Here is a 22191-nt window from a genome sequence, read left to right on the forward strand (position 1 = left end):
TTAGTCTTGTTTAATTAATTTTAAGTCTTCAAAATCAAAGCTAAAATCCGTAACCGGCGCAATAGGCTTTAAAGTCGCGCTAACGGCTTGTCCTTTTTCATTAAACACAAATTGCACAAAACAATCTGCATCATAACTTCTGTTATCCCATTTAACAATAAAAGTCGTTGCGTTGTAAGGCAGTAGGCTTCCTTTTAACGTTTGAGATTTTTCTGAAGCCAGTCTCAATTCCTTTCCGCTTTGCGTAATATTAACCTTTCCAAACCAAACATCCTTATAGGCTCCAACAATAGTATTCGCTTTTGCAATAGTCTTACTCTTCTTCATTTTAGCCACTTGCCCAAAAACAGCTGTTTTCAAACTGTCATTATACTGGTACCATTCTTTATTACTTGTCCCTAATTTCTCTAACCAATTACGATCGTCGTAACCTAAATAGCTATCTTTAATAGTATTGGTAATGGTATTAAATGCAGACCCATTCATTTGATTAGTCAACACGACTATGGCTAAATCCAAATCCGGAATCATAGTAAACTGTGTTACCGTACCTAATAACCCTCCAGTATGATACACTTGTTTATGCCCCCCTTTAACGTCCGTCAAAAACCAACCTAAACCATAGCCTTTAAAATTAGAATCATAACTATCGTTTTTTCTCACTTTAAGAGGCGTTTGTAGTTGCCATAACTCATGAAACTGTGCTTCTGATAATAAACGTTCGCCTTTAATAGTCACAGCATCATTCATTAAAAACTGAGCCCAAACTAACATATCATCCACATTACTCATAATTCCTCCTGCTGGATTAGCTGTTGGACTCCAATCGTGTGGTATTTGTACTAGCTTACCATCTGCAAGCGTATGTGCTTCAATAATATTAGACCTATCAGTCACACGATTATAAGACGCCACACTGTTAGTCATCCCAACAGGTGCCATGATTTTAGTTTCAATAAAAGCTTCCCAAGACAATCCGCTCACCCGTTTTAAAACTTCACCTGCAATAATAAACATGTTGTTATTATAGGCAAACTGACTTCTAAAAGAACTTTCTGCTTCTAAGTGTCCTACATTATTGATAACATCCGCTACTTTAAAATCTGCTTCTGGAAAAAACATTAAATCTCCTGCACCTAAGCCCATTCCGCTACGATGTGTAACTAAATCTCTAACTGTAAACTGTTCTGTCACCCAAGCATCCTTTAATTTAAACTCCGGAATATGTTGTCTTACTTTGTCATCCCAATTTAATTTACCAGCATCTACCATCATGGCCAATGCAAAACACGTAAACCCTTTACTATTAGAGGCAATACCTACTAAAGTACTATTATCCATCTCCTTTTTATTGGATAATGCACGTACACCATGACCTTTAGCATAAACTACATGGCCATCCTTAATAACCCCTACTGAAATCCCAGGCACCTCAAATGTTTTTAAAGTGTTTTCTATAAGTTGATCTAGTTTTGCATCATCGACTTGTGCGGATAATGTCACACAACTAAAACAAGCAATAGTATAAAGGATAGATTTTAATTTCATAATTTTAATAAGTTACAATATAGGTTCTCAAATATAGTAAATAGTTAAACAAAACAACTTACTAAAAACAGCACAAATCCTATCTTTGCAAACTATGAATTTAACCTACAAAGGCATTTCCATTGCCTACACCATTTCTGGACAAGGCAAAACCGTTACATTGTTACACGGATTTTTAGAAAACAGTACGATGTGGACCGATACTGTTGCGTTGCTAGAAAAAACACATCAAGTCATAACCATTGATTTATTAGGTCATGGTTTAACGGATTGTTTGGGTTATGTTCATACCATGCAAGACTTAGCAGAGGCTGTAAATGCCGTCCTTGTTAATTTAAATATTGCTAAAACAACGCTAATTGGGCATTCCCTTGGTGGTTATGTTGCTTTGGCTTTCGCCGAAAAAAAGCCAGACGCCCTAGAAGGGTTGTGTTTAATGAACTCGACACCTTTTGCAGATAGTAAAGAACGTATCGCACTACGAGATCGAGCGATAAGAGTTGCCAAAACCAATTACAGTAATCTAGTAAGCATGTCTATCAGCAACTTATTTTACGAAGACAACAGACTACGTTTTGAAAAAGAGATTGAGCAGATTAAAACCGAAGCATTAAAAACACCGCTTCAAGGTTATGTTGCCACACAAGAAGGTATGAAATTAAGAGCAGATAGCACTTTGATTTTAAAAAACTTAACCTGTAAAAAATTAATTATTGCAGGTAAAAACGATCCTATTTTGTCCAAAACAGACTTACAACACTTAGAAAAATTAAAAGACGTAACTATCAACGTTTTAGAGGGTGGACACATGTCTCATATAGAAAATAAAGAAGAATTCCTACAAAATATAATGCACTTCGTCGAATAAACGGGGCTTTTGACGACTTGTTACGGTTTTTTTTTTACATTCGGCTTTCGCTATATATCAGATTTTAAACAACATAACCATATGTATGAAATCTAACACATAACTAGTCATGAATAAAGTACAGCAAAAACCGTCCAGAAAAGGAAAATTATATTGTTCCATTTTCGGCCACAAATTTTCCGTTAGCAAACAAATAACGCATCACGTTTACGAGTACCAATGTAGCCATTGTAAAAAAGAAATGACCACAAACAGTAATGGCGCCTTAACAGATTTAACGCCTAAGTACAGAGAAATTAACTCTGTATTAAAAAAGATTCATCAAAATAAACAAACCCGTTATGCTAATCAGGAATTAAACAAGCCACTGTTAAAAATGACCTCTTAGTCTTTATTAAAACTATTCCATCCTTGCGCAGTAAGTTGTATCTTTTGATCACCTCTAGTGACTAAGTGTGCACCAGAAGCTTCATCTGTAATAAAACCAATAACCGTTAAATTAGGGTTAGCCTTTATTTTAGGAAAATCGTCTTGAGATATAGTCATTAATAACTCATAATCTTCACCACCACTTAAAGCGATAGTAGTACTGTCCATTTTAAACTCCTCACTAGTAGAAATAACCTGAGGATCCAAGGGTAATTTGTCTTCATACAAATCACAACCCACTTTACTTTCTTTACATAAATGTAAAATCTCTGAAGATAAGCCATCACTAATATCAATCATAGACGTCGGCTTAACCTCTAAATCTTGTAATAATTTAACAATATCTTTTCTAGCTTCAGGCTTTAATTGACGTTCAATAATATAAGTATAAGCATCTAGATCTGGTTGGCTATTTGGATTCACTTTAAAGACTTCTTTTTCACGTTCTAAAACTTGCAATCCTAAATAAGCCCCTCCTAAATCTCCAGTAACCACTAACAAGTCGTTAGGTTTAGCGCCACTTCTATAAACCTCATCTCCTGATTTAACTTGACCAATAGCCGTTACAGAAATAATTAAGCCCGAGGTTGAAGAGGTTGTATCTCCTCCGACTAAATCTACATTATAAAGTTCGCAAGCCGTTTGTATCCCAGCATACAACTCTTCAATAGCTTCCAAAGGAAACCGATTAGACACAGCAATAGACACTGTTACCTGTGTTGCTTCCGCATTCATGGCGTACACATCAGACAAATTAACAATTACTGCTTTATAACCCAAATGCTTTAATGGCATGTAGGCCAAATCAAAATGTACACCTTCTACTAAAAAGTCAGTACTAACAACCACTCTATTCTCTCCAAATTCTAAAACAGCAGCATCATCACCCATAGCTTTAATGGTAGATTGTTGTGTTATCTTAAAGTTTTTTGCTAAATGATCTATTAACCCAAATTCTCCTAATTGGCTTAAGTCTGTACGTTGTTGATTTTTGTCTTCTATCATTCTGCAAAAATACTAAGCATTATTTAATAGTCAGTCTAAAAGACTTTAAATTGTTTATTTTTCAACAAAACAATTGAGATTAGTTACAAACCCAGCCACTTAACACACCTAAAGCATGGTATGTAAGTCTTATCAGTCAGCCTATCAAGTACAATCAAGAATATCTATAGTCCATCAGTCCGTATAAAAACACTTATCCTCTTTATATTAAATTAGTTATCAATTAATATTAATACAAACCCTATATATCGATAGATTTGAAATACTCAGTAAATAGCGCAGAGACCAATTCCCCCTATAACGACAAGGATTTCTCGATTATTTAATAAAAAAAAAGTCTGCAAAGGCGTCCAATTAACCGCCCAAGATAAGGCCGATTTAAAAGCCTTTTTACTGACACTTTCTGACCCCACTTTTATTACCAATCCTGCTTTTATTCAATAATAAGAAAAACCTATAAAACCATATACTAATATAATGTTAGTTGCTATGGAAAAAAGCGACTGTTGTTGTATCTTTGTAATCTATTTAGATAAAATCTAATTAACAGGTATGATAAAAGTTTCTGATACAGCTAAAAAGAAAGTCATTGAACTAATGACTGATGATGGCTTTAACCCAAGCATAGACTACGTTCGCGTAGGTGTAAAAAGTGGTGGTTGTTCTGGTTTGTCTTATGATTTAAAATTTGACAAAACAAAAGAAGACGAAGACAAGGTCTTTGAAGATAATAATGTAAAAATTATTGTAGACAAAAAAAGTTTTTTATACCTAATAGGGACAACTTTAGAATATTCAGGTGGATTAAACGGAACCGGTTTTGTGTTTAATAATCCTAATGCCAACCGAACTTGCGGGTGTGGCGAATCATTTTCATTATAATTAAACTTAAAGACAAAATATGTCAAAGTATACAGAGGACGACCTTAGAGAAGAATTAAAAACCAAAGAATATGAATATGGTTTTTTTACAGACATAGAATCTGAAACATTCCCTATTGGTCTAAACGAAGATATCGTTCGTGCTATTTCTATGAAAAAAGAAGAGCCAGAATGGATGACAGAATGGCGATTAGAAGCTTTCAAGGTTTGGAAAACTATGGAAGAACCAGAATGGGCCAATGTACGTTATACTAAACCAGATTTTCAAGCGATTGCTTACTACTCTGCTCCCGTAGCTGTAGACCCTAACAAAACATTAGACGATGTAGATCCAGATCTATTAGCGATGTATAAAAAATTAGGAATCTCTGTTGACGAGCAAAAGAAAATGAATAACGTCGCAATGGATATTGTGGTCGATTCAGTGTCTGTTGCTACCACTTTCAAAAAAACATTAGCAGAAAAAGGGATTATTTTTATGCCTATTTCTGAAGCGATAAAAGAACACCCTGAATTAGTAAGAAAATATATCGGGACTATTGTTCCAACCACAGATAATTTTTATGCCGCTCTAAATTCAGCTGTATTTAGTGATGGTTCATTTTGTTATATTCCTAAAGGTGTTAAATGCCCAATGGAATTATCAACCTATTTTAGAATCAATCAAGGTGGAACAGGTCAATTTGAGCGCACATTATTAGTTGCTGACGAAGGAAGCTATGTCTCTTACCTAGAAGGTTGTACCGCACCAAGTCGTGACGAAAACCAATTACACGCTGCAGTTGTAGAGCTTATTGCTTTAGATGATGCTGAAATTAAATATAGTACCGTTCAAAACTGGTACCCAGGAAATGCTGAAGGTAAAGGTGGTGTTTACAACTTTGTAACTAAACGTGGTTTATGCGAGAAAAACGCAAAAATCTCATGGACACAAGTAGAAACAGGTAGTGCCGTAACTTGGAAATACCCGTCTTGTATCTTAAAAGGAGATAACTCTGTAGGCGAATTTTATTCTATAGCAGTAACCAATAACTACCAACAAGCAGATACTGGAACAAAAATGATTCATTTGGGTAAAAACACCAAGTCAACCATTATTTCTAAAGGAATTTCTGCTGGACATTCTCAAAACTCATATCGTGGTTTAGTACACATTGGCGGTCGCGCAGATAATGCAAGAAACTTCTCCCAATGTGATAGTTTACTAATGGGTAACGAATGTGGCGCACATACCTTCCCTTACATTGAAGCTAAAAACAAAACGGCTCAGGTAGAACACGAAGCAACAACAAGTAAAATTGGTGAAGACCAAATTTTTTACTGCAACCAACGTGGTATAGACACAGAAAAAGCCATTGCTTTAATTGTAAATGGTTTTAGTAAAGACGTCTTAAATAAGTTACCAATGGAATTTGCTGTAGAGGCACAAAAATTATTGGAAATTTCTTTAGAAGGCTCTGTAGGTTAAAAACACTATTCAATATGAAAAAACTAGTCACTCTATTATTATTTATCGCTTTTGTGAGTTGCAAAACTGACCAAGGAAAACCATTTACAGGAGACTTTGTGTATTATGCAGATGCTGCTGTGTTTCAGGTTGACAATGACATTCATGGTGTTGTTTTAAATGATAAGGTTACCGAAATCGCAAATCAAGCTAAAGCTTTTCAAAAAGAACCAACAGATATGGTAAAAGTTGAGGTTTTAGGCGAATTGATTCCGAAAGAAGACAATGAAGAAGGCTGGCCATACAAACTAAAAATAAATAAAGTTATAAGCGTAACTGCTTTAGCTCAGAATAAAAACGACGTTATCAAACTAGGAAAATAAGTAATATGTTAAAGATAAACAACCTACACGCAAACATTGAAGATAAATCCATTTTAAGAGGAATTAATCTTGAAGTAAAAGCAGGAGAAGTACATGCTATAATGGGACCAAACGGTTCTGGAAAAAGTACGTTAGCTTCTGTAATTGCAGGAAAAGAAGAATACGAAGTCACAGAAGGTACTATTGTTTTAGAAGGAGAAGATCTTGAAGATTTAGCAGCTGAAGAACGCGCACATAAAGGGGTGTTCTTATCATTCCAATATCCAGTAGAAATACCTGGAGTTAGCGTTACTAATTTTATTAAAACAGCGATTAACGAAACTAGAAAAGCAAAAGGCTTAGAAGATATGCCTGCAAAAGAAATGCTTAAACTAATTCGTGAAAAAGCAGAACTTTTAGAAATTGACCGTAAGTTTTTATCACGTTCTTTAAACGAAGGATTTTCTGGAGGAGAAAAGAAACGTAATGAAATTTTTCAAATGGCGATGTTAGAGCCTAAATTAGCTATTCTTGACGAAACTGATTCTGGATTAGATATTGATGCTTTACGTATCGTTGCTAATGGTGTCAACAAACTAAAAAGCAAAGACAATGCTGTTATAGTAATTACGCACTACCAACGTTTATTAGATTATATCGTACCGGATTTTGTACACGTTTTATATAACGGAAAAATTGTTAAATCTGGAGGAAAAGAATTAGCACACGAGTTAGAAGAAAAAGGTTACGACTGGATTAAAGAAGAAGTAGACGCTTAAAAAAGGCCATGATCAATCACTGTTTACCTTGGTTTACACTAACTGATCCGTCCAAAATTTAAAGCTTTCAAAATAAACACACAGTAATCATTACACGACACGGTTAGCCCTTGTGCCAAACCGAAGACTGATTACTGAAGACTTAAAAGAATATGAGTTTAAAAGAAAAATTAGTATCGTCCTTTTTAGCATTCGAAAATCATGTTGATATCGATTCTAAAATTCACGATATTAGAAGTGAAGCAATAAAAACGTTTGAAGCAGAAGGCTTTCCTACCAAAAAGGACGAAGCTTGGAAATACACGTCTTTAAACAGTGTTTTAAAACAAGACTACAGTCTGTTTCCTAAACAAGATAATGCTTTAGAATATAGTGATGTTAAAAAATACTTTCTAGATGATATAGACACTTACAAAATTGTGTTTATTGATGGAAAATATTCGTCTAACTTATCAGAAACAACACACGATGGTATTGATGTGTGTTTAATGTCTGCTGCATTACACAAATCAAAATATCAACTAATTATTGAGAATTACTTTAACAAAATAGCGTCTAAAGATGGTTTATCCTCTTTAAACACAGCCTTTTCAAAAGAGGGTGCTTACATACACATCCCTAAAAATAAAGTGGTTGCAAAACCAATAGAAATCGTACATTTCTCTACAGGAAGTGAAGCAGCCTTAATGGTACAGCCTCGTAACTTAATTGTCGTAGACGAAAACTCTCATGTTCAGATTATCGAACGCCACCAAAGTCTTACAGACAATCCTGTATTAACAAATTCGGTGACTGAGATTATTGCCGATAAACGTGCCATTGTAGATTACTACAAAGTACAAAATGACAATAAAAACGCGTCTTTAATTGACAGTACATTTGTAGATCAAAAAAGAGAAAGTCATGTCTCCGTGCATACCTTTACTTTTGGAGGAAAGTTGACACGTAACAATCTTAACTTTTACCAAAATGGAGAATATATGGACTCTACATTAAATGGAGTAACCATTATTGGGGATAAGCAACATGTTGATCATAATACACTAGTCCATCATATCGAACCAAATTGCGAAAGTCACCAAGATTACAAGGGAATTTTTAACGATAGTGCGACAGGTGTATTTAATGGAAAAGTAGTTGTTAATAAAGAAGCGCAAAAAACAAATGCGTTTCAATCCAACAACAATATTTTACTAAGTGATAAAGCCACTATTAACTCTAAACCACAACTTGAAATTTTTGCAGATGATGTAAAATGCTCTCATGGTTGTACTATAGGACAATTAGACGAAAGTGCTTTGTTTTACATGAAATCTAGAGGTATTCCTGAAAAAGAAGCTAAAGGGTTATTAATGTATGCGTTTAGTAATAACGTTTTAAAATCTGTAAAAATTCCAGAATTAAAACAACGTATCACCAAAATTATAGCAAACAAACTAGGCGTTAATATTGGTTTTGACTTGTAAAAAATATGGATGTTTTAAAGATTTCAACTAAAACTTTTCTAAAGTTAATAGCTATTTGTTTTTCTATTGCTCTAGTTACAGGTACCATATTTTATTTTACAAAAGGTGGTTTTTTTGACGGGATACTAATGACGTTTGTAGGTTTATCACTAACCTATTTAACACTTATTGTATCCTTATTGATTTATAGATTTTTGATTAATTTTTTAGCAAAAAAAACAATCAAAGTATCCCATGTCGTTATCGCCTTTATGGCAGCCGCCGCTTTTGCAGCAACCGTTTTTATCTCACTTTTTAGATTTATAGCTAACACGTTTTAAATTACACCTAATCATGCTAGATATTACCAAAATACGTAAAGATTTCCCAATACTTAATAGACAAGTAAATGGTAAACCCTTGGTATATTTTGATAATGCAGCAACCTCACAAACGCCACAACAAGTTATTGATGTTATAGTAGATTACTACAGTAACTATAATGCTAATATCCATAGAGGTGTACATGCCTTAAGTCAAGAAGCTACAGATAAGTATGAAGCTGCAAGACACACTATTCAGAAGCATTTTAATGCTAAAAAAGCGCATGAAATCATTTTTACCGCTGGTACGACACACAGTATAAACTTAGTTGCCAATGGTTTTGCTTCCATAATAAAAAAAGGTGACGAGCTAATTGTTTCTGCTTTAGAGCATCACAGTAATATTGTGCCTTGGCAAATGCTATGTGAAAAAACTGGTGCTATTCTTAAAGTCATTCCAATGACCCTGGAAGGCGAGTTAGATATGACTGCTTATGCTGATTTACTTTCAGAAAACACAAAACTAGTTTTTGTCAATCATATATCTAATGCTTTAGGAACTATCAATCCTATCGAAAATATTATCAAACAAGCCCATCAGGTTGGCGCTGCTGTTTTAATTGACGGTGCCCAAGCTTGCCCACACATCAAGCCAGATGTACAAGCTCTAGATGTTGATTTTTATGTCACTTCTGCACATAAAATATGCGGACCAACAGGTGTTGGAATGTTATATGGTAAAGAAGAATGGCTTAATAAAATGCAACCATACCAAGGCGGTGGGGAAATGATTGATCAAGTTACTTTTGAAAAAACAACCTACGCTGGATTACCACATAAATTTGAAGCAGGAACCCCTAACATTTGTGGAGGTATCGCTTTTGCTGCTGCTTTAGATTACATGAACGCCATTGGATTTGATGCTATTGCAGATTACGAACATGATTTACTAGACTACGGCACAAAAAAACTACTAGAAATAGAAGGTTTAAAAATTTACGGAACATCCAAAAACAAAACATCAGTAATTTCATTTAATTTAGAGGGTATTCATCCTTATGATGTTGGTACACTACTAGACAAAATGGGAATCGCTGTTCGTACAGGCCATCATTGCGCGCAACCTATTATGGCATTTTTTAAAATACCAGGAACTATTAGAGCGTCCTTTGCTTTTTATAACACAAAAGCCGAAATTGATGCTTTAGTATCAGGTATTAAAAAAGCAAAAATGATGTTATCGTAAAACTTTGGCTTCTTTTTTGTAATATTATAATTAAATACCAAATATTACTAACATGAAAACAATTACTATTTTACTTTTTTCTATCCTTCTTAATAGTTGTGGTTCCACTCAAGATGCAAAAAGCAGCTTAAATCCCGATATGTCAACAGCACCACTTAACGGAACTTACAGTATAACCACCCTAGATAGCAAAGCAACAACTAATACTAAATTATCATTGAGTTTTGACAGTGCTACAAATCGTATTTATGGTTTTTCTGGTTGTAATAATTTTTTTGGTACGTATACTATGACTGCTGACAAGTTAACTTTTAGTCAAATAGGCTCTACAAAAAAAATGTGCCCAGAAGCAGAAAATGCAATCGAAAGTACCTTTTTAGAAACACTACAAGAAACCACTAATTATAAAGTTTCTGGTAACGCCATTACATTATTAAATAATAAAAGAGAAGTACTTAGCGGTATGCAAGCATCAGATACCGAGGAGTCACAAAAACAAGATAACGGGATGACTTTTAGATATTCAGCTGCAACTAGAGGTTCGTATACTTTAATAGAAATTGATCAAAATACTATAAAATCTCAATTTAACAGAGCAGACAAACCAAATATTAAAACCTGTACTAAAGCAGATTGGTCAACATTAAAAGAGTTAACAGAAGCTATAAACATAGCATCGCTTGACAAACTCGAACCACCAAGTAAAGCACATCAATATGATGGTGCTGCAGCAGCTAGTTTAACCATAATAGTAAATGGCACGCAACATAGTACGCCATCTTTTGATGCAGGAAATCCTCCTAAAACTATCGCTGTTCTTGTAAACAAACTAATTGCTTTAACTAAATAACACAACACACAAGAAGACTATAATATTCAAAAATATCTTTAAGACTTCTTTAGTAATAAATCAACGGATATTGATTAATTTTGTATCCGAAATTATATTGAAACAATGCAGACTATTAAAGAAATACAAGACGAGATTGTTGATGAATTTTCCATGTTTGAAGACTGGGAAGAACGTTACCAATACATGATAGATTTAGGAAAATCACTTCCGCTAATAGCACCGGAATATAAAACAGATTCCAATATAATTAAAGGCTGTCAGAGTAAAGTATGGGTTCATGCAGAACTTAACGACGATCAAATTGCATTTACTGCAGATAGTGATGCTATTATAACTAAAGGAATTATCGCAATTTTAATACGCGTGTTTTCTAATCAACATCCAAAGGCTATTATAGAGGCCAATACCGATTTTATTGATGCTATTGGACTAAAGGAACATTTATCACCAACTAGAGCCAATGGTTTAGTAAGTATGATAAAGCAGATTAAGTTATATGCCATCGCCTACCAAACACAATTAAAATAATTCGCTAAAGCGGAATTTAAAAAAACAGATTTCCTTGATAAAAGGAAGTGAAAAAGAAAAGAAATGAGCGATACAACTATAGATACAGCAGAATTAGGAGAAAAAATAGTAAATGTTTTAAAAACTATTTACGATCCAGAAATACCAGTAGACATATACGAACTAGGATTAATTTACGACGTTTTTGTAAATGAAGATTATGATGTAAAAATCTTAATGACCTTAACGACTCCAAACTGTCCAGTAGCTGAAACGTTACCATTAGAGGTTGAAGAGAAAGTAAAATCTTTAAATGACGTTAATGATGCTGAAGTAGAAATTACTTTTGATCCACCATGGACACAAGACTTAATGAGCGAAGAAGCTAAATTAGAGCTTGGTATGCTTTAATGACAAAACAACATGGCTAGACAAGCACCAAAATCGTTAAAAGAAGGCAACAAAACCAATCTTAAAAAGTCTTTTAGCGCTTTAATTTTTATTCCGAGATTTTTTAAAGAAATCTGGAACACCAACAAAAAGCTATTTTTAGCCTCTGCTTTCTGTAGACTTATCGGTGCTGTTTTACCAGTCATTATTTTATGGATTGGTAAAATAATTATTGATGAAATCATACTACAAACTAAGTTAGAGGTCTCCGACTTAACACAGCTTTGGACCTACGTTGGTATTGAATTTGGTTTAATAGTGCTTTCTGATCTAATCAGTCGTGCCATACAACTCACCGATAGTTTATTAGGTGATGCCTACTCTATCGACTCGTCTGTCAGAATCATCAAAAAAACGAATCAAATAGATATTAGTTTACTTGAAGATTCTGAGTTTTACGACAAACTAGAGCGTGCCAGAACACAAACCACTAGTCGTGTCGGACTTATGTCCAATGCTTTAGGAGAGGTGCAAAGCTTAATTTCTATTGCAACTTTAGTTGCCAGTTTAATATACTTTGAACCGTACCTTATTATACTATTAGTATTAAGTATCATCCCCTCTTTTATAAACGAAATTTGGTTTAGCCAAAAACAATACTCTTTAGCTAGAGGTTGGACTGCCGAACGTAGAGAACTAGACTACCTTAGGTTTATTGGAGCTAACGATAAAACAGCAAAAGAAATTAAACTATTTGGTTTAACAGATTTTGTAGTCGATCGTTTTAAAAACTTATCACAAGAATATTACGACCTCAACAAGACATTAGCTATTAAACGGTCCGCTTTAGGCTTTGTTTTTAATGTTTTAGGAACCTTAAGTTACTATGGTGCCTATGTCTTTATAATTTATCGTGTCATATCCGGTGTCATTACCTTAGGTGAATTAACTTTTTTATCTGGTGCTTTTAATAGATTGACTCGAAACTTACAAGATTTCTTTTCCAAGTTTACACGTATATCAGAAAGTGCTTTATATCTAAAAGATTATTTTGATTTTATTGATATTTCAATCCAACCAAAACATAGTGAGGACCTGCCGATTCCGGAAACTATCGCGCAAGGTTTCGAATTTAGAGATGTTACGTTTTCCTACCCCGAATCCGATAACAAAATATTAAAAGGGATTAGCTTTAAAATTAAAGCAGGAGAAAAATTAGCATTTGTTGGCCAAAATGGGGCAGGAAAAACAACCTTAACCAAATTGCTATTACGATTTTACGAACCTACTTCAGGACAAATATTATTAGACGGTGTTAACATTAACCGATTTAACAAGGCTAAATACCAAGCGTTTTTTGGTGTTATTTTTCAAGACTTTTTTAAGTACGAGTTTACCGTTAGAGAAAATATAGCTATTGGTGATATTAGTCAAATAGACAATCAAGCTAAAATTGAAAACGCTGCCGAACTAAGTCTGGCCAATCAAGTCGTATCCGAACTTAAAAAAGGCTACGATCAACAACTTGGTAAGCGTTTTGCTAAAGGACAGGAATTATCTGGTGGACAATGGCAAAAAGTAGCGTTAGCGCGTGCTTATATGAAAGATGCCAAGGTCATGATTTTAGACGAACCGACATCCGCATTAGATGCAAAAGCAGAAAGCGAAGTCTTTGATCGTTTTATTGGCTTAACAAAAGACAAGACCAGTATTATTATTTCTCACAGATTTAGCACCGTAAGGCAAGCAGATAAAATTTTAGTACTAGAGGAAGGTCGCGTACTAGAAATGGGCACACACGATGCATTAATGGCTAATCAGTCCTTATATGCCGACTTATTTAAATTACAAGCAGAAGGTTACCAATAATATTACTTATTTTTAAATTATGGCTGAAGACATTATTAATCGCGTTGCGAACAGTAAACTAGTAACTATTGATCTTGAGGATTACTATCCAAAAGGCATGCGTGTGCTTTTTGATATTAAAGATTGGTTATTCCAAGAACTGGTTTTAAAAGAGAAAGATTTTAGAGACTACATTAAAAATCATGACTGGAGTCAGTACAAAAATCAATATGTAGCTATCACTTGCAGTGCCGATGCCATCATACCCGATTGGGCTTTTATGTTGTTGACCGTTAATTTAGAACCGTTCGTCGAAAAGAGCCATATTGGAACTCTTGAGGATTTAGAGACTGCGATATATCAAGATGTAATTACAGCAATTGATGGTACAATATACCAGGATAAACCTGTAATTATAAAAGGTTGCAGTAACCTGCCAGTACCTATAAACGCTTATGTTATGATGACTAACAAGCTAAAACCATATGCTAAATCCATCATGTATGGAGAGGCCTGTTCCTTTGTGCCATTATTCAAAAGATAATCAGTTTAAATAAAATTCAACTCACTGACTATTAAATGTTTATCTTATTTTGTATTTTGCTGAAAATTAGAACTAAACCGTATATTTGCAACCGATTGATTTTAAACATAAACTTATGAAAAAAATATTAGTAGCAGGTGCATTTTTAATTGGAATGATTTCAATGCAAGCCCAAACGAAAGAAGAGTTACATACTCAGAAAGCAGAAAAACAAGCTGCAGCCGATGCCTTACAAGGAGAAGCTAATGCATTACAAGCACAAATAGATGCCCTTCCAGGATGGAGAAAAGGTGCTTTTGGTACTATTGGTGGTAGTCTTTCAGAATTTAGCAACTGGTACTCTCAAGATGCCTCAGATAACTCATCTGGTAGTATTGGTATTACAGTAAATGCTTTTGCTAACTTAATTGAAGACGATTTTTTCTGGAGAAACAATCTTAATGTAAACTTAGGATGGGTAAAATTAGACGATAAAAACGACCCAACAGATAGCGAAGATTTTAATGCTACAACTGACGTTTTTAACATCTCTTCTTTATACGGAAGAAACATTGCTAAAAACTTAGCGGTATCTGGTTTAGCGGAATACAGAACGACAATCTTAGATAACTTTAACGACCCAGGATATTTAGATGTTGGGGTTGGTTTAACTTGGACACCTATTGAAAACTTAATAGTTGTTGCACACCCATTAAACTACAACTTTGTATTTGCTAAAAATGATGCTGTTTTTGAATCGTCTTTAGGTGCTAAAATAGTAGCTGACTATACACGTCAAATTGGAGCAATTAGCTTTAAGTCTAACTTTTCTACGTTCCAATCTTATAAAGATGGCGACTTATCTAACTTTACTTGGATAAACAGTTTTGGTTACAACTTATGGAAAATGATTGGTGTTGGTTTTGACTTTGGTTTAAGAAGCAACAAACAAGAAGCTGCTAATGCACAAAATGTTTTATTACCAGCTGCAGATAACAAATTACAATCTTACTGGTTAGTTGGTTTAAACTACAAAATATAATAAGACCTACAATACATAATAAAAAAAAGCACCTTTTTCAAGGTGCTTTTTTTTATGCGTTAAGGATAGTAGTGGCATCCTTTTTTGTGATCTTTACTATACTAAGAGCAACTTAATGACCTTAGATTACTTAAATACAAATGCTGTTATTAGTCACTTGCAAAAAAGATAAAACGGATAGCCTGACCCTTTTTAGGGTAACGCCACAACGATACTACTCTTCTTCCTCTAAGTTGTCGTAATCGTAATCTGGATACAAGAAACTATTATACGGGAAACGTGTCACATGTATATCTCTTACCTCATCATAGATACGTTTTTTAAAGTCTTCTAAATTTTGTTTGTTTAAGGCTGATATAAACAATGCATTATCCTTCCCTACTCTGTTCATCCAGGTTTTCTCCCATTCTGCAAGGCTATAATACTCACCTGTACGTTCTGTAATTAAATCGGTATCATCAAATGGTTTTGCTTGATAAGCATCAATTTTATTAAAGACCATTATTACCGGTTTGTCGGCGCTATTAATTTCGCCTAAAACTTTATTTACAGACTCGATATGATCTTCAAAATTAGGATGAGAAATATCAACCACGTGCAATAATAAATCTGCTTCTCTAACCTCGTCTAATGTACTTTTAAAACTATCTACCAATTGCGTTGGTAACTTGCGGATGAACCCAACGGTATCGGTTAATAAAAATGGTAAATTTTGAATAACCACTTTTCTAACCGTAGTATCCAAGGTGGCAAATAATTTGTTTTCTGCAAACACTTCTGACTTACTAACGGTATTCATTAAAGTTGATTTACCAACATTGGTATATCCAACTAAAGCAACTCTAACCATTTTACCGCGATTACCACGTTGCACTGACATTTGCTTATCAATAGTCTTAATCTTATCTTTAAGTAAAGATATTCTGTCCCGTACGATACGTCTATCGGTTTCAATTTCTGTCTCTCCAGGTCCGCGCATACCAATACCCCCTTTTTGACGCTCTAGGTGCGTCCACATCCCTCTAAGTCTTGGTAATAGATATTCGCATTGGGCCAACTCTACCTGTGTTCTAGCATAGCTCGTTTGTGCACGTTGCGCAAAGATGTCTAAAATTAAATTGGTACGGTCTAAAACTTTTACGTTTAGAATTTTACTAATGTTACGCTCTTGCGACGACGATAACTCGTCATCAAAAATTGCAGTCCCAATATGATTGTCTTCTATATACTGTCTTACCTCTTCCATTTTACCAGTCCCTATGTATGTTTTAGGGTTAGGCATTTCCATTTTTTGTGTGAAGCGTTTTTTGACCTCACCACCTGCTGTAAACGTCAAAAACTCGAGTTCGTCTAAATATTCTTTAGATTTTTCTTCGTTTTGCGCCTTAGTTACAACACCTATTAAAACTGCTTTTTCAAGCGATATATCTTTTTTTTCTAACATATAAATAATTATACTACAAAGTTACACAATTGTATCCATAATAAATTCGCTATTTTTAGCCTTCTAAATTTATACTATTGAATTTCAACCCCTTTAGGCCAAAAACCAAAAAACATACGTTTGCCTTTTATAATATTGAAAATCTTTTTGATATCTATAAAGATGATTTAACACGTGATAAAGATTTTAATCCAACATCGAAAAAACGTTGGACTATTAAACGTTATAATAATAAGCTACGTAACATTGGTTATGCTATTTCCAACATTGGTAGAAAGGAAACGAATGCACATCCCGCGATTATTGGTTTAGCAGAAGTAGAAAACGAAGCTGTTTTAAACGACTTAATTACGTCTAAGCATCTTAAAGAATACCCTTATAAATTTGTGCATTACGATAGTAAAGACGAACGCGGTATTGATGTCGCTTTTATTTACGATAGTAAAAAGTTTACGGTAACAAGTTCTGATGTGTTTACTTTTAGTTTTAAAGACCATGATGGATCAGCAGACTATACCAGAGATATTTTATTAGTCTCGGGATTATTTTTAGGGGAATCTATTCATTTTTTAATTAACCATTGGCCCTCACGACGCACTGGTAATAATGAAACCGAGCATAAGCGTATTACTGCATCCAATAACTTACAATCCATTATTGCGACACTAAAAGACAACATACCCAATGCTAGGATAGTTGTTATGGGTGATTTTAATGATAATCCGTCCAATAAAAGTATTGAATTACTAATGGCTAACCAAGGTTTGTTTAATCCAATGGAAACCTTATTGTCTATTGACAGAGGCACCACTAGTCATAATGATGAATGGGATTTGTTTGACCAAATATTATTTACACCTAACTTTTTTGAAAGCAAATCCAAGACTCTTAGATATGTAAAAGCAGACATTTACGATGCTGAGTTTTTAAAGCAAGCCGAAGGACGCTATAAAGGCACACCTTACAGAACCTATGTTGGTAAAACCTATAAAGGAGGCTACAGCGATCATTTTCCTGTGTATATGATTTTGAAGAAAAAGTAAAATTGTGTAACACTTATTAAAAATATTGGCTCTAGTTTATATCACCTTTTATTGGTATTTAAGCATCATCACCAGACTTTCCTTTAAATGAAACCCTTGTCTAAATTGCCTAAGGGCTTCTTTATCTGCAAAAAATATCCAGACCTATTATTAAGCTTAAATAAAAGACCTATTAAAGACTAGTAGAAAGAAAAAATAAGAATTTAAATATAACTAGACTATTTAAAAAGTATAGCTCAAAGCTAAAAAGGTATAAGAAGGAAGTAAGCTTGTTCTTTGAATATTAGTTCCAAAATCAGACACTTGAACTTGCTCAAAATTAACCTCGTTGAGTATATTATTAGACACTAATTCAAGACTATATTTTTTACCTTTTGGAGTATATCTAACAGAGAAATCTATGAAATTATAAAACGCATTATCATTAGAAAAAGAAGGTAAAAAAACATCTGATGTTAGTTTAAAAAAAAACGCATCGTTACATTTAAATAAAGTGCTAAACGAGTTGCGAAGGGATCTATTAATAAATAAACTTCCATCACTAGTTTTTGTATCTGAGTACTGAAATTTAAAATTATTTCTAAAATTTAGAGACGATAAAAAAGCGGTTCTAAGATTTACGCCTAGACTTCCAATCTTACTCACATTATTCCTTAATAAGGAATTATTTACTAAGTTTTTATAATTAAAAACAGAGGCATTACTATTAAACTCTACAAAAGTATCTGCAAACGGAACGAATAGCTCCCCATTAACAGTTGCACTAAAATCATCTTGACTTTCTGGTAAGAAAATATAATTGATACGCGTTGTGTTTTCGTCTATAAAAGAGTTAACAAAAAAACTATTCTTACTTCTATTATAATTAAGAGTAACATTTAAAGAATTTTCTGTTTCTAAATTGTAAAAATAATATAGTAAACCTGCACTTAAGGTCTCTTGCACGTCTAGATCTGGCGTATTAGTAACTAAGGTTCTATTATTAATTAAAATAGTGTTTGAAAAAAGATAACTTTCTATTTTATTATCTGTTTCGTAAGATACAGAGCTTTGCAAAAAACTTATCCTATTAATTTTATATCTTAATTTTAATGCGTTTTTTAGCACTAAATTAGTTTGATTTTGATCATTTAAAGGAGCTCTGTTGTCTATATTATTTTGTAGAATACCTACCGAATATTCTGGAATGACTCGGAATCTTTTAAAATTAAAATTATAATAGCCGCTCTGTTCTATTTTCTTTTTTGAATAATTTAGATCATTTTGACTTAAATTATTACTATCGTCTTGATTACTATCTAATAGATCAGAGGTTAGGTTGTGCCCGACACTTTTAGCTTTGACAAACAACGCGTAATTACTCCCCTTTTTTGAACTTCCTAAAAATGATACTTCTCCCCCTAAGCGATTTTTATCAAGAGTTACATTTTGTAAATTAAAATCACTATTAGATAAAAAAGAAGGCGTAATCCTATACCCTTGATCGATTTTATTACTAGACTGATATACAATAAATTGAACTGCTTTTTTACCCGTCAGGCGCTTTGTATAATTCAATTCATTGAGAATAAAAAAGTCATCTGAATCTAATATGGTTTCAAAAGAATTATCATTATTATTATTATTATTAGACTTTATATCTGAGGTACTACTAATATCTTCTTGTCTCGCTCTAAAATTATAGGTTAACAACACTGTATTGGATATTTTGTATTTTAATTCTACATCACCCCTATATTGCCTTGGTTTATTAGAATAAGAGATGTCATCTACTGTAGTAAAAATTTCGTTTTCTAAATTAAATGTATTCTCTATAAATTGATCGTTTTTTAAATGATCTTTTAAATAATATAGATTTGTTTTTAAATCAATCTTTTTATTTACTTTGAAAATAGCATTATAGTTTCCAAATAACTGGTTATTAATATTTACTCTATTATCACTTAAAAAATTAGAAAATCGGGTGGTAGGTATTACTTTTTCTGCAAAGTAATCTACTTCTCTTAGTTGTTCTGTGTTTTTTTGAGAACTAAAATGGTCAAACGGAGAATTATTAGTTCCTAGATTATTAGACCCTATGGTTGCAAAAGATTTATAGCCTTTAGTAACCCCTAACAAGGTTGCACTTGTATAATGAGCTAGATCTAAATCTTCAAAAAAACCTAATCCTGTGTCGACATTTCCAGAAAAGTCAAATTTACCTTTTTTAAGTACTAGGTTAATAGCAACTTTCTCCCCATCTTCTATCCCTTTAAGAAGGGGATTTTCAGAATAATTTTCGATAGCTTGTACTTGTGCTATTACACTTGCATTAATATTTTTAGAGCCTAACACATAATTATGTCCAAATAGGTCATCACCCCCTAATAAAAGAGATTCTATAGCCTTACCCTTAAATTTAATAGCTCCAGAATCTTCATTTACCGTGATGCCTGGCAATTTTTTTAATATATCTTCAACCTTCACCTCTTCTCCAGACAGATAAGACGCCAGATTATAACTTATCGTATCTTTTTTTATGACCACTGCTTTTCTAGGAGCTGTAATAACCACCTCTTCTAGACTTTCTTCATAATCTTCAAGTTTAAAGTTTACAGTATAAAATTTTGATTTTTCTGGATTAGTAATTGTTTTCTGTTGCTTTTTATAACCGTAAGCATCTACTTCTATGATAATCTTATCAAGATAATCTTTTTTCAAGCTAATCTCATAGATCCCATCAGAAGGCAACGTATATTCCGAAATAGTTAAAGAATCCTTCTTTATAAGTATGTTTGCAACATTTATTAGTGTATTATTTTTATCTGTAATCGTTCCTTTTACAGTCTGACTGCATAAAGTTGAAACCTTAATCAGAAAAAAAATAATTAAGAGTACGTAGTTATTTTTTTTAGCCATTTAAAAAGATAACTTACCTATCCCTAAATCTTCGATTCTATCTGTAATTTCAATAGATCCATTCTCTCCAGCCGATGATCGAGACTTTAATTTTTTTAACTGTTTGACCATCCATTTCTTAAAATCAATTTTATAAGTATCCCAACTAATGATTTTCTCGTCGTTATAAACATTTGATATTTCACTATTTTCAGTACTATTTTTAGCAATCTCAAGAGGTTCTATTGTATAATACCCATCTAAACTTTTTACAGAAAGTATCACGCCTGGCAGCCCATCAAACTTCCAAGGCCCACCACGTTGCGATAATTCCGGAGCAAAATATGCCTCATATTCCCTACCTCTAAAGGTTCCTGTGGCCTTTATACACTCATATTCTAAAATATTCTTTTTTGAGTCAGAATGTATGGTCCAATCTATAAGGTTAATATCCTCTTTTATAATTACTTTTTTTGTTCCTATTAACGCATTATAAATAAGGGTGTTCTCTTTATAATCTTTGTAAAATAAATATTGAACTAAATATGCTGTGTAATTGTCTGCTATGTTAACCTCTTTAAATTCACCTATTTGGTCTGTATTTATAATGAATGATTGATCTTGATATGGCTTTGAATCGTCATTATTACTATAGTAAGCAGATGTAGTTCCGTTAATGTATAAGTTGTATTCTGATGAGAGAGCAAGAATCTCATCACTTGCATTTTTTGTTGCATTATAAGTAATTGATAGATTTTGAGCGTACAAATTACTCATTAAAAAAAAGAACGTTACAAATAAAATTTTAAAATATTTCATAGTATTATATATTTATAAAGAAAAAAACTTAGACAATGATAAGGCTTTCCAGCAAACGCCTTAAGATTTTAAAAGTAGTCGTTCTTTTTTTATTATGACAATCTTTACTTAAAAAACAATTACCAATCAAGAAAGAACTCCTGACCCCAGACACTCATATTTGTGTTACCAAGTGACAAACTGACCTTTTATAATGGCAGGTTGAAGATTATCAAAAAGGACATATAAACCACCTTCTACTTGATAAAGCACTACTTTTTTAATATCTATCTATATCTTATTCTCGCTTCTACTTGAAGTGTTTAATCTAATTGTATTAATATTAAATCCTTAAGCATCCCGCAAATCTTATCTCACACACCAAAAGAGGTTTTAAAACACCTCTCTCACAGCAAGACCTTTTCGTTACCAAATTGTAATATGAAAAGCTCCTTGAGCTTTACCTACTAATTTCCCAGTGCTTTGTGTCTAGTCATCATTTTTGAGCTAGCTTAGATTTCAGGTTTTAACT

Annotated in this window: 21 protein-coding genes; 16 read left to right on the forward strand and 5 right to left on the reverse strand. The window is 33.2% G+C overall.

The features are described 5' to 3' along the window. On the reverse strand, positions 1–1548 hold the full coding sequence (locus E9099_RS05990) for a serine hydrolase (protein WP_136582786.1): 1548 nt from the start codon (positions 1546–1548) through the stop codon (positions 1–3). A gap of 94 nt (positions 1549–1642) precedes the next feature. On the opposite strand from E9099_RS05990, the gene E9099_RS05995 reads away from it, so the two are divergent. Further along, positions 1643–2416, forward strand: a complete 774-nt coding sequence (locus E9099_RS05995; protein ID WP_136582787.1) for an alpha/beta fold hydrolase — start codon at positions 1643–1645, stop codon at positions 2414–2416. Positions 2417–2525: 109 nt separating this feature from the next. Next, positions 2526–2804, forward strand: a complete 279-nt coding sequence (locus E9099_RS06000) for a hypothetical protein (RefSeq protein ID WP_136582788.1) — start codon at positions 2526–2528, stop codon at positions 2802–2804. On the opposite strand, the gene thiL is transcribed toward E9099_RS06000, so the two are convergent. Beyond that, on the reverse strand, positions 2801–3850 hold the full coding sequence (gene thiL / locus E9099_RS06005; RefSeq protein ID WP_136582789.1) for a thiamine-phosphate kinase: 1050 nt from the start codon (positions 3848–3850) through the stop codon (positions 2801–2803). The genes E9099_RS06000 and thiL overlap by 4 nt on opposite strands. A gap of 552 nt (positions 3851–4402) precedes the next feature. Between thiL and E9099_RS06010 the strand changes: the two genes are divergently transcribed. The 13 genes from E9099_RS06010 to E9099_RS06070 all read left to right on the forward strand — a co-directional run bounded on the left by E9099_RS06010 (position 4403) and on the right by E9099_RS06070 (position 15497). Beyond that, complete coding sequence (locus tag E9099_RS06010; RefSeq protein WP_101016087.1) at positions 4403–4732, forward strand: HesB/IscA family protein; 330 nt, start codon at positions 4403–4405, stop codon at positions 4730–4732. A 19-nt stretch (positions 4733–4751) separates the two neighbouring features. Further along, entirely contained in the window at positions 4752–6200 is a 1449-nt protein-coding gene (sufB, locus tag E9099_RS06015; protein WP_136582790.1) for a Fe-S cluster assembly protein SufB, read from the forward strand. A 14-nt stretch (positions 6201–6214) separates the two neighbouring features. After that, the gene (locus E9099_RS06020) at positions 6215–6562 is read left to right on the forward strand and encodes a hypothetical protein (RefSeq protein WP_136582791.1); all 348 of its coding nucleotides are present in this window, start codon (positions 6215–6217) and stop codon (positions 6560–6562) included. Between the two features lie 5 nt (positions 6563–6567). Next, positions 6568–7320 carry a Fe-S cluster assembly ATPase SufC gene (gene sufC / locus E9099_RS06025; RefSeq protein WP_101016081.1) on the forward strand — a complete coding sequence of 251 codons (753 nt, stop codon included), beginning with the start codon at positions 6568–6570 and terminating at the stop codon, positions 7318–7320. Positions 7321–7472: 152 nt separating this feature from the next. Beyond that, positions 7473–8786 carry a Fe-S cluster assembly protein SufD gene (gene sufD, locus E9099_RS06030; RefSeq protein WP_136582792.1) on the forward strand — a complete coding sequence of 438 codons (1314 nt, stop codon included), beginning with the start codon at positions 7473–7475 and terminating at the stop codon, positions 8784–8786. A gap of 5 nt (positions 8787–8791) precedes the next feature. Further along, positions 8792–9106: a hypothetical protein gene (locus E9099_RS06035; RefSeq protein WP_136582793.1), complete on the forward strand. Its 315-nt coding sequence runs from the start codon at positions 8792–8794 to the stop codon at positions 9104–9106. A gap of 13 nt (positions 9107–9119) precedes the next feature. After that, positions 9120–10334, forward strand: a complete 1215-nt coding sequence (locus E9099_RS06040) for an aminotransferase class V-fold PLP-dependent enzyme (protein ID WP_136582794.1) — start codon at positions 9120–9122, stop codon at positions 10332–10334. Positions 10335–10386: 52 nt separating this feature from the next. Next, a complete protein-coding gene (locus tag E9099_RS06045) occupies positions 10387–11184 on the forward strand; it encodes an META domain-containing protein (protein WP_136582795.1) in 798 nt (265 codons plus the stop codon). Positions 11185–11289: 105 nt separating this feature from the next. Further along, on the forward strand, positions 11290–11715 hold the full coding sequence (locus E9099_RS06050; protein ID WP_136582796.1) for a SufE family protein: 426 nt from the start codon (positions 11290–11292) through the stop codon (positions 11713–11715). Positions 11716–11778: 63 nt separating this feature from the next. Then, a complete protein-coding gene (locus E9099_RS06055) occupies positions 11779–12105 on the forward strand; it encodes an SUF system Fe-S cluster assembly protein (protein WP_101016070.1) in 327 nt (108 codons plus the stop codon). Positions 12106–12117: 12 nt separating this feature from the next. Beyond that, positions 12118–13953 carry an ABC transporter ATP-binding protein gene (locus tag E9099_RS06060; protein ID WP_136582797.1) on the forward strand — a complete coding sequence of 612 codons (1836 nt, stop codon included), beginning with the start codon at positions 12118–12120 and terminating at the stop codon, positions 13951–13953. 19 nt (positions 13954–13972) lie between these two features. Then, positions 13973–14476, forward strand: coding sequence for a DUF2480 family protein (locus E9099_RS06065; protein WP_136582798.1), 504 nt, complete (start codon positions 13973–13975; stop codon positions 14474–14476). 115 nt (positions 14477–14591) lie between these two features. Further along, positions 14592–15497, forward strand: a complete 906-nt coding sequence (locus E9099_RS06070; RefSeq protein WP_136582799.1) for a DUF3078 domain-containing protein — start codon at positions 14592–14594, stop codon at positions 15495–15497. A gap of 214 nt (positions 15498–15711) precedes the next feature. Here the strand turns inward: E9099_RS06070 and hflX are convergent, their stop codons facing one another. After that, the gene (hflX, locus tag E9099_RS06075) at positions 15712–16941 is read right to left on the reverse strand and encodes a GTPase HflX (protein WP_136582800.1); all 1230 of its coding nucleotides are present in this window, start codon (positions 16939–16941) and stop codon (positions 15712–15714) included. A gap of 77 nt (positions 16942–17018) precedes the next feature. Here hflX and E9099_RS06080 point away from each other — a divergent pair, with 77 nt between their 5' ends. After that, a complete protein-coding gene (locus tag E9099_RS06080; RefSeq protein WP_136582801.1) occupies positions 17019–17984 on the forward strand; it encodes an endonuclease/exonuclease/phosphatase family protein in 966 nt (321 codons plus the stop codon). A gap of 222 nt (positions 17985–18206) precedes the next feature. Here E9099_RS06080 and E9099_RS06085 read toward each other — a convergent pair whose 3' ends face one another. Beyond that, positions 18207–20882 (reverse strand): carboxypeptidase-like regulatory domain-containing protein, encoded by a 2676-nt coding sequence (locus E9099_RS06085; RefSeq protein WP_136582802.1) that lies wholly within the window; start codon positions 20880–20882, stop codon positions 18207–18209. Further along, the gene (locus tag E9099_RS06090; protein WP_136582803.1) at positions 20883–21680 is read right to left on the reverse strand and encodes a GLPGLI family protein; all 798 of its coding nucleotides are present in this window, start codon (positions 21678–21680) and stop codon (positions 20883–20885) included. It abuts the gene before it with no gap. Positions 21681–22191: the final 511 nt, after the last annotated feature.

Origin of the sequence: Psychroserpens sp. NJDZ02 (assembly GCF_004843725.1) — a bacterium.
Lineage (GTDB): Bacteria > Bacteroidota > Bacteroidia > Flavobacteriales > Flavobacteriaceae > Olleya.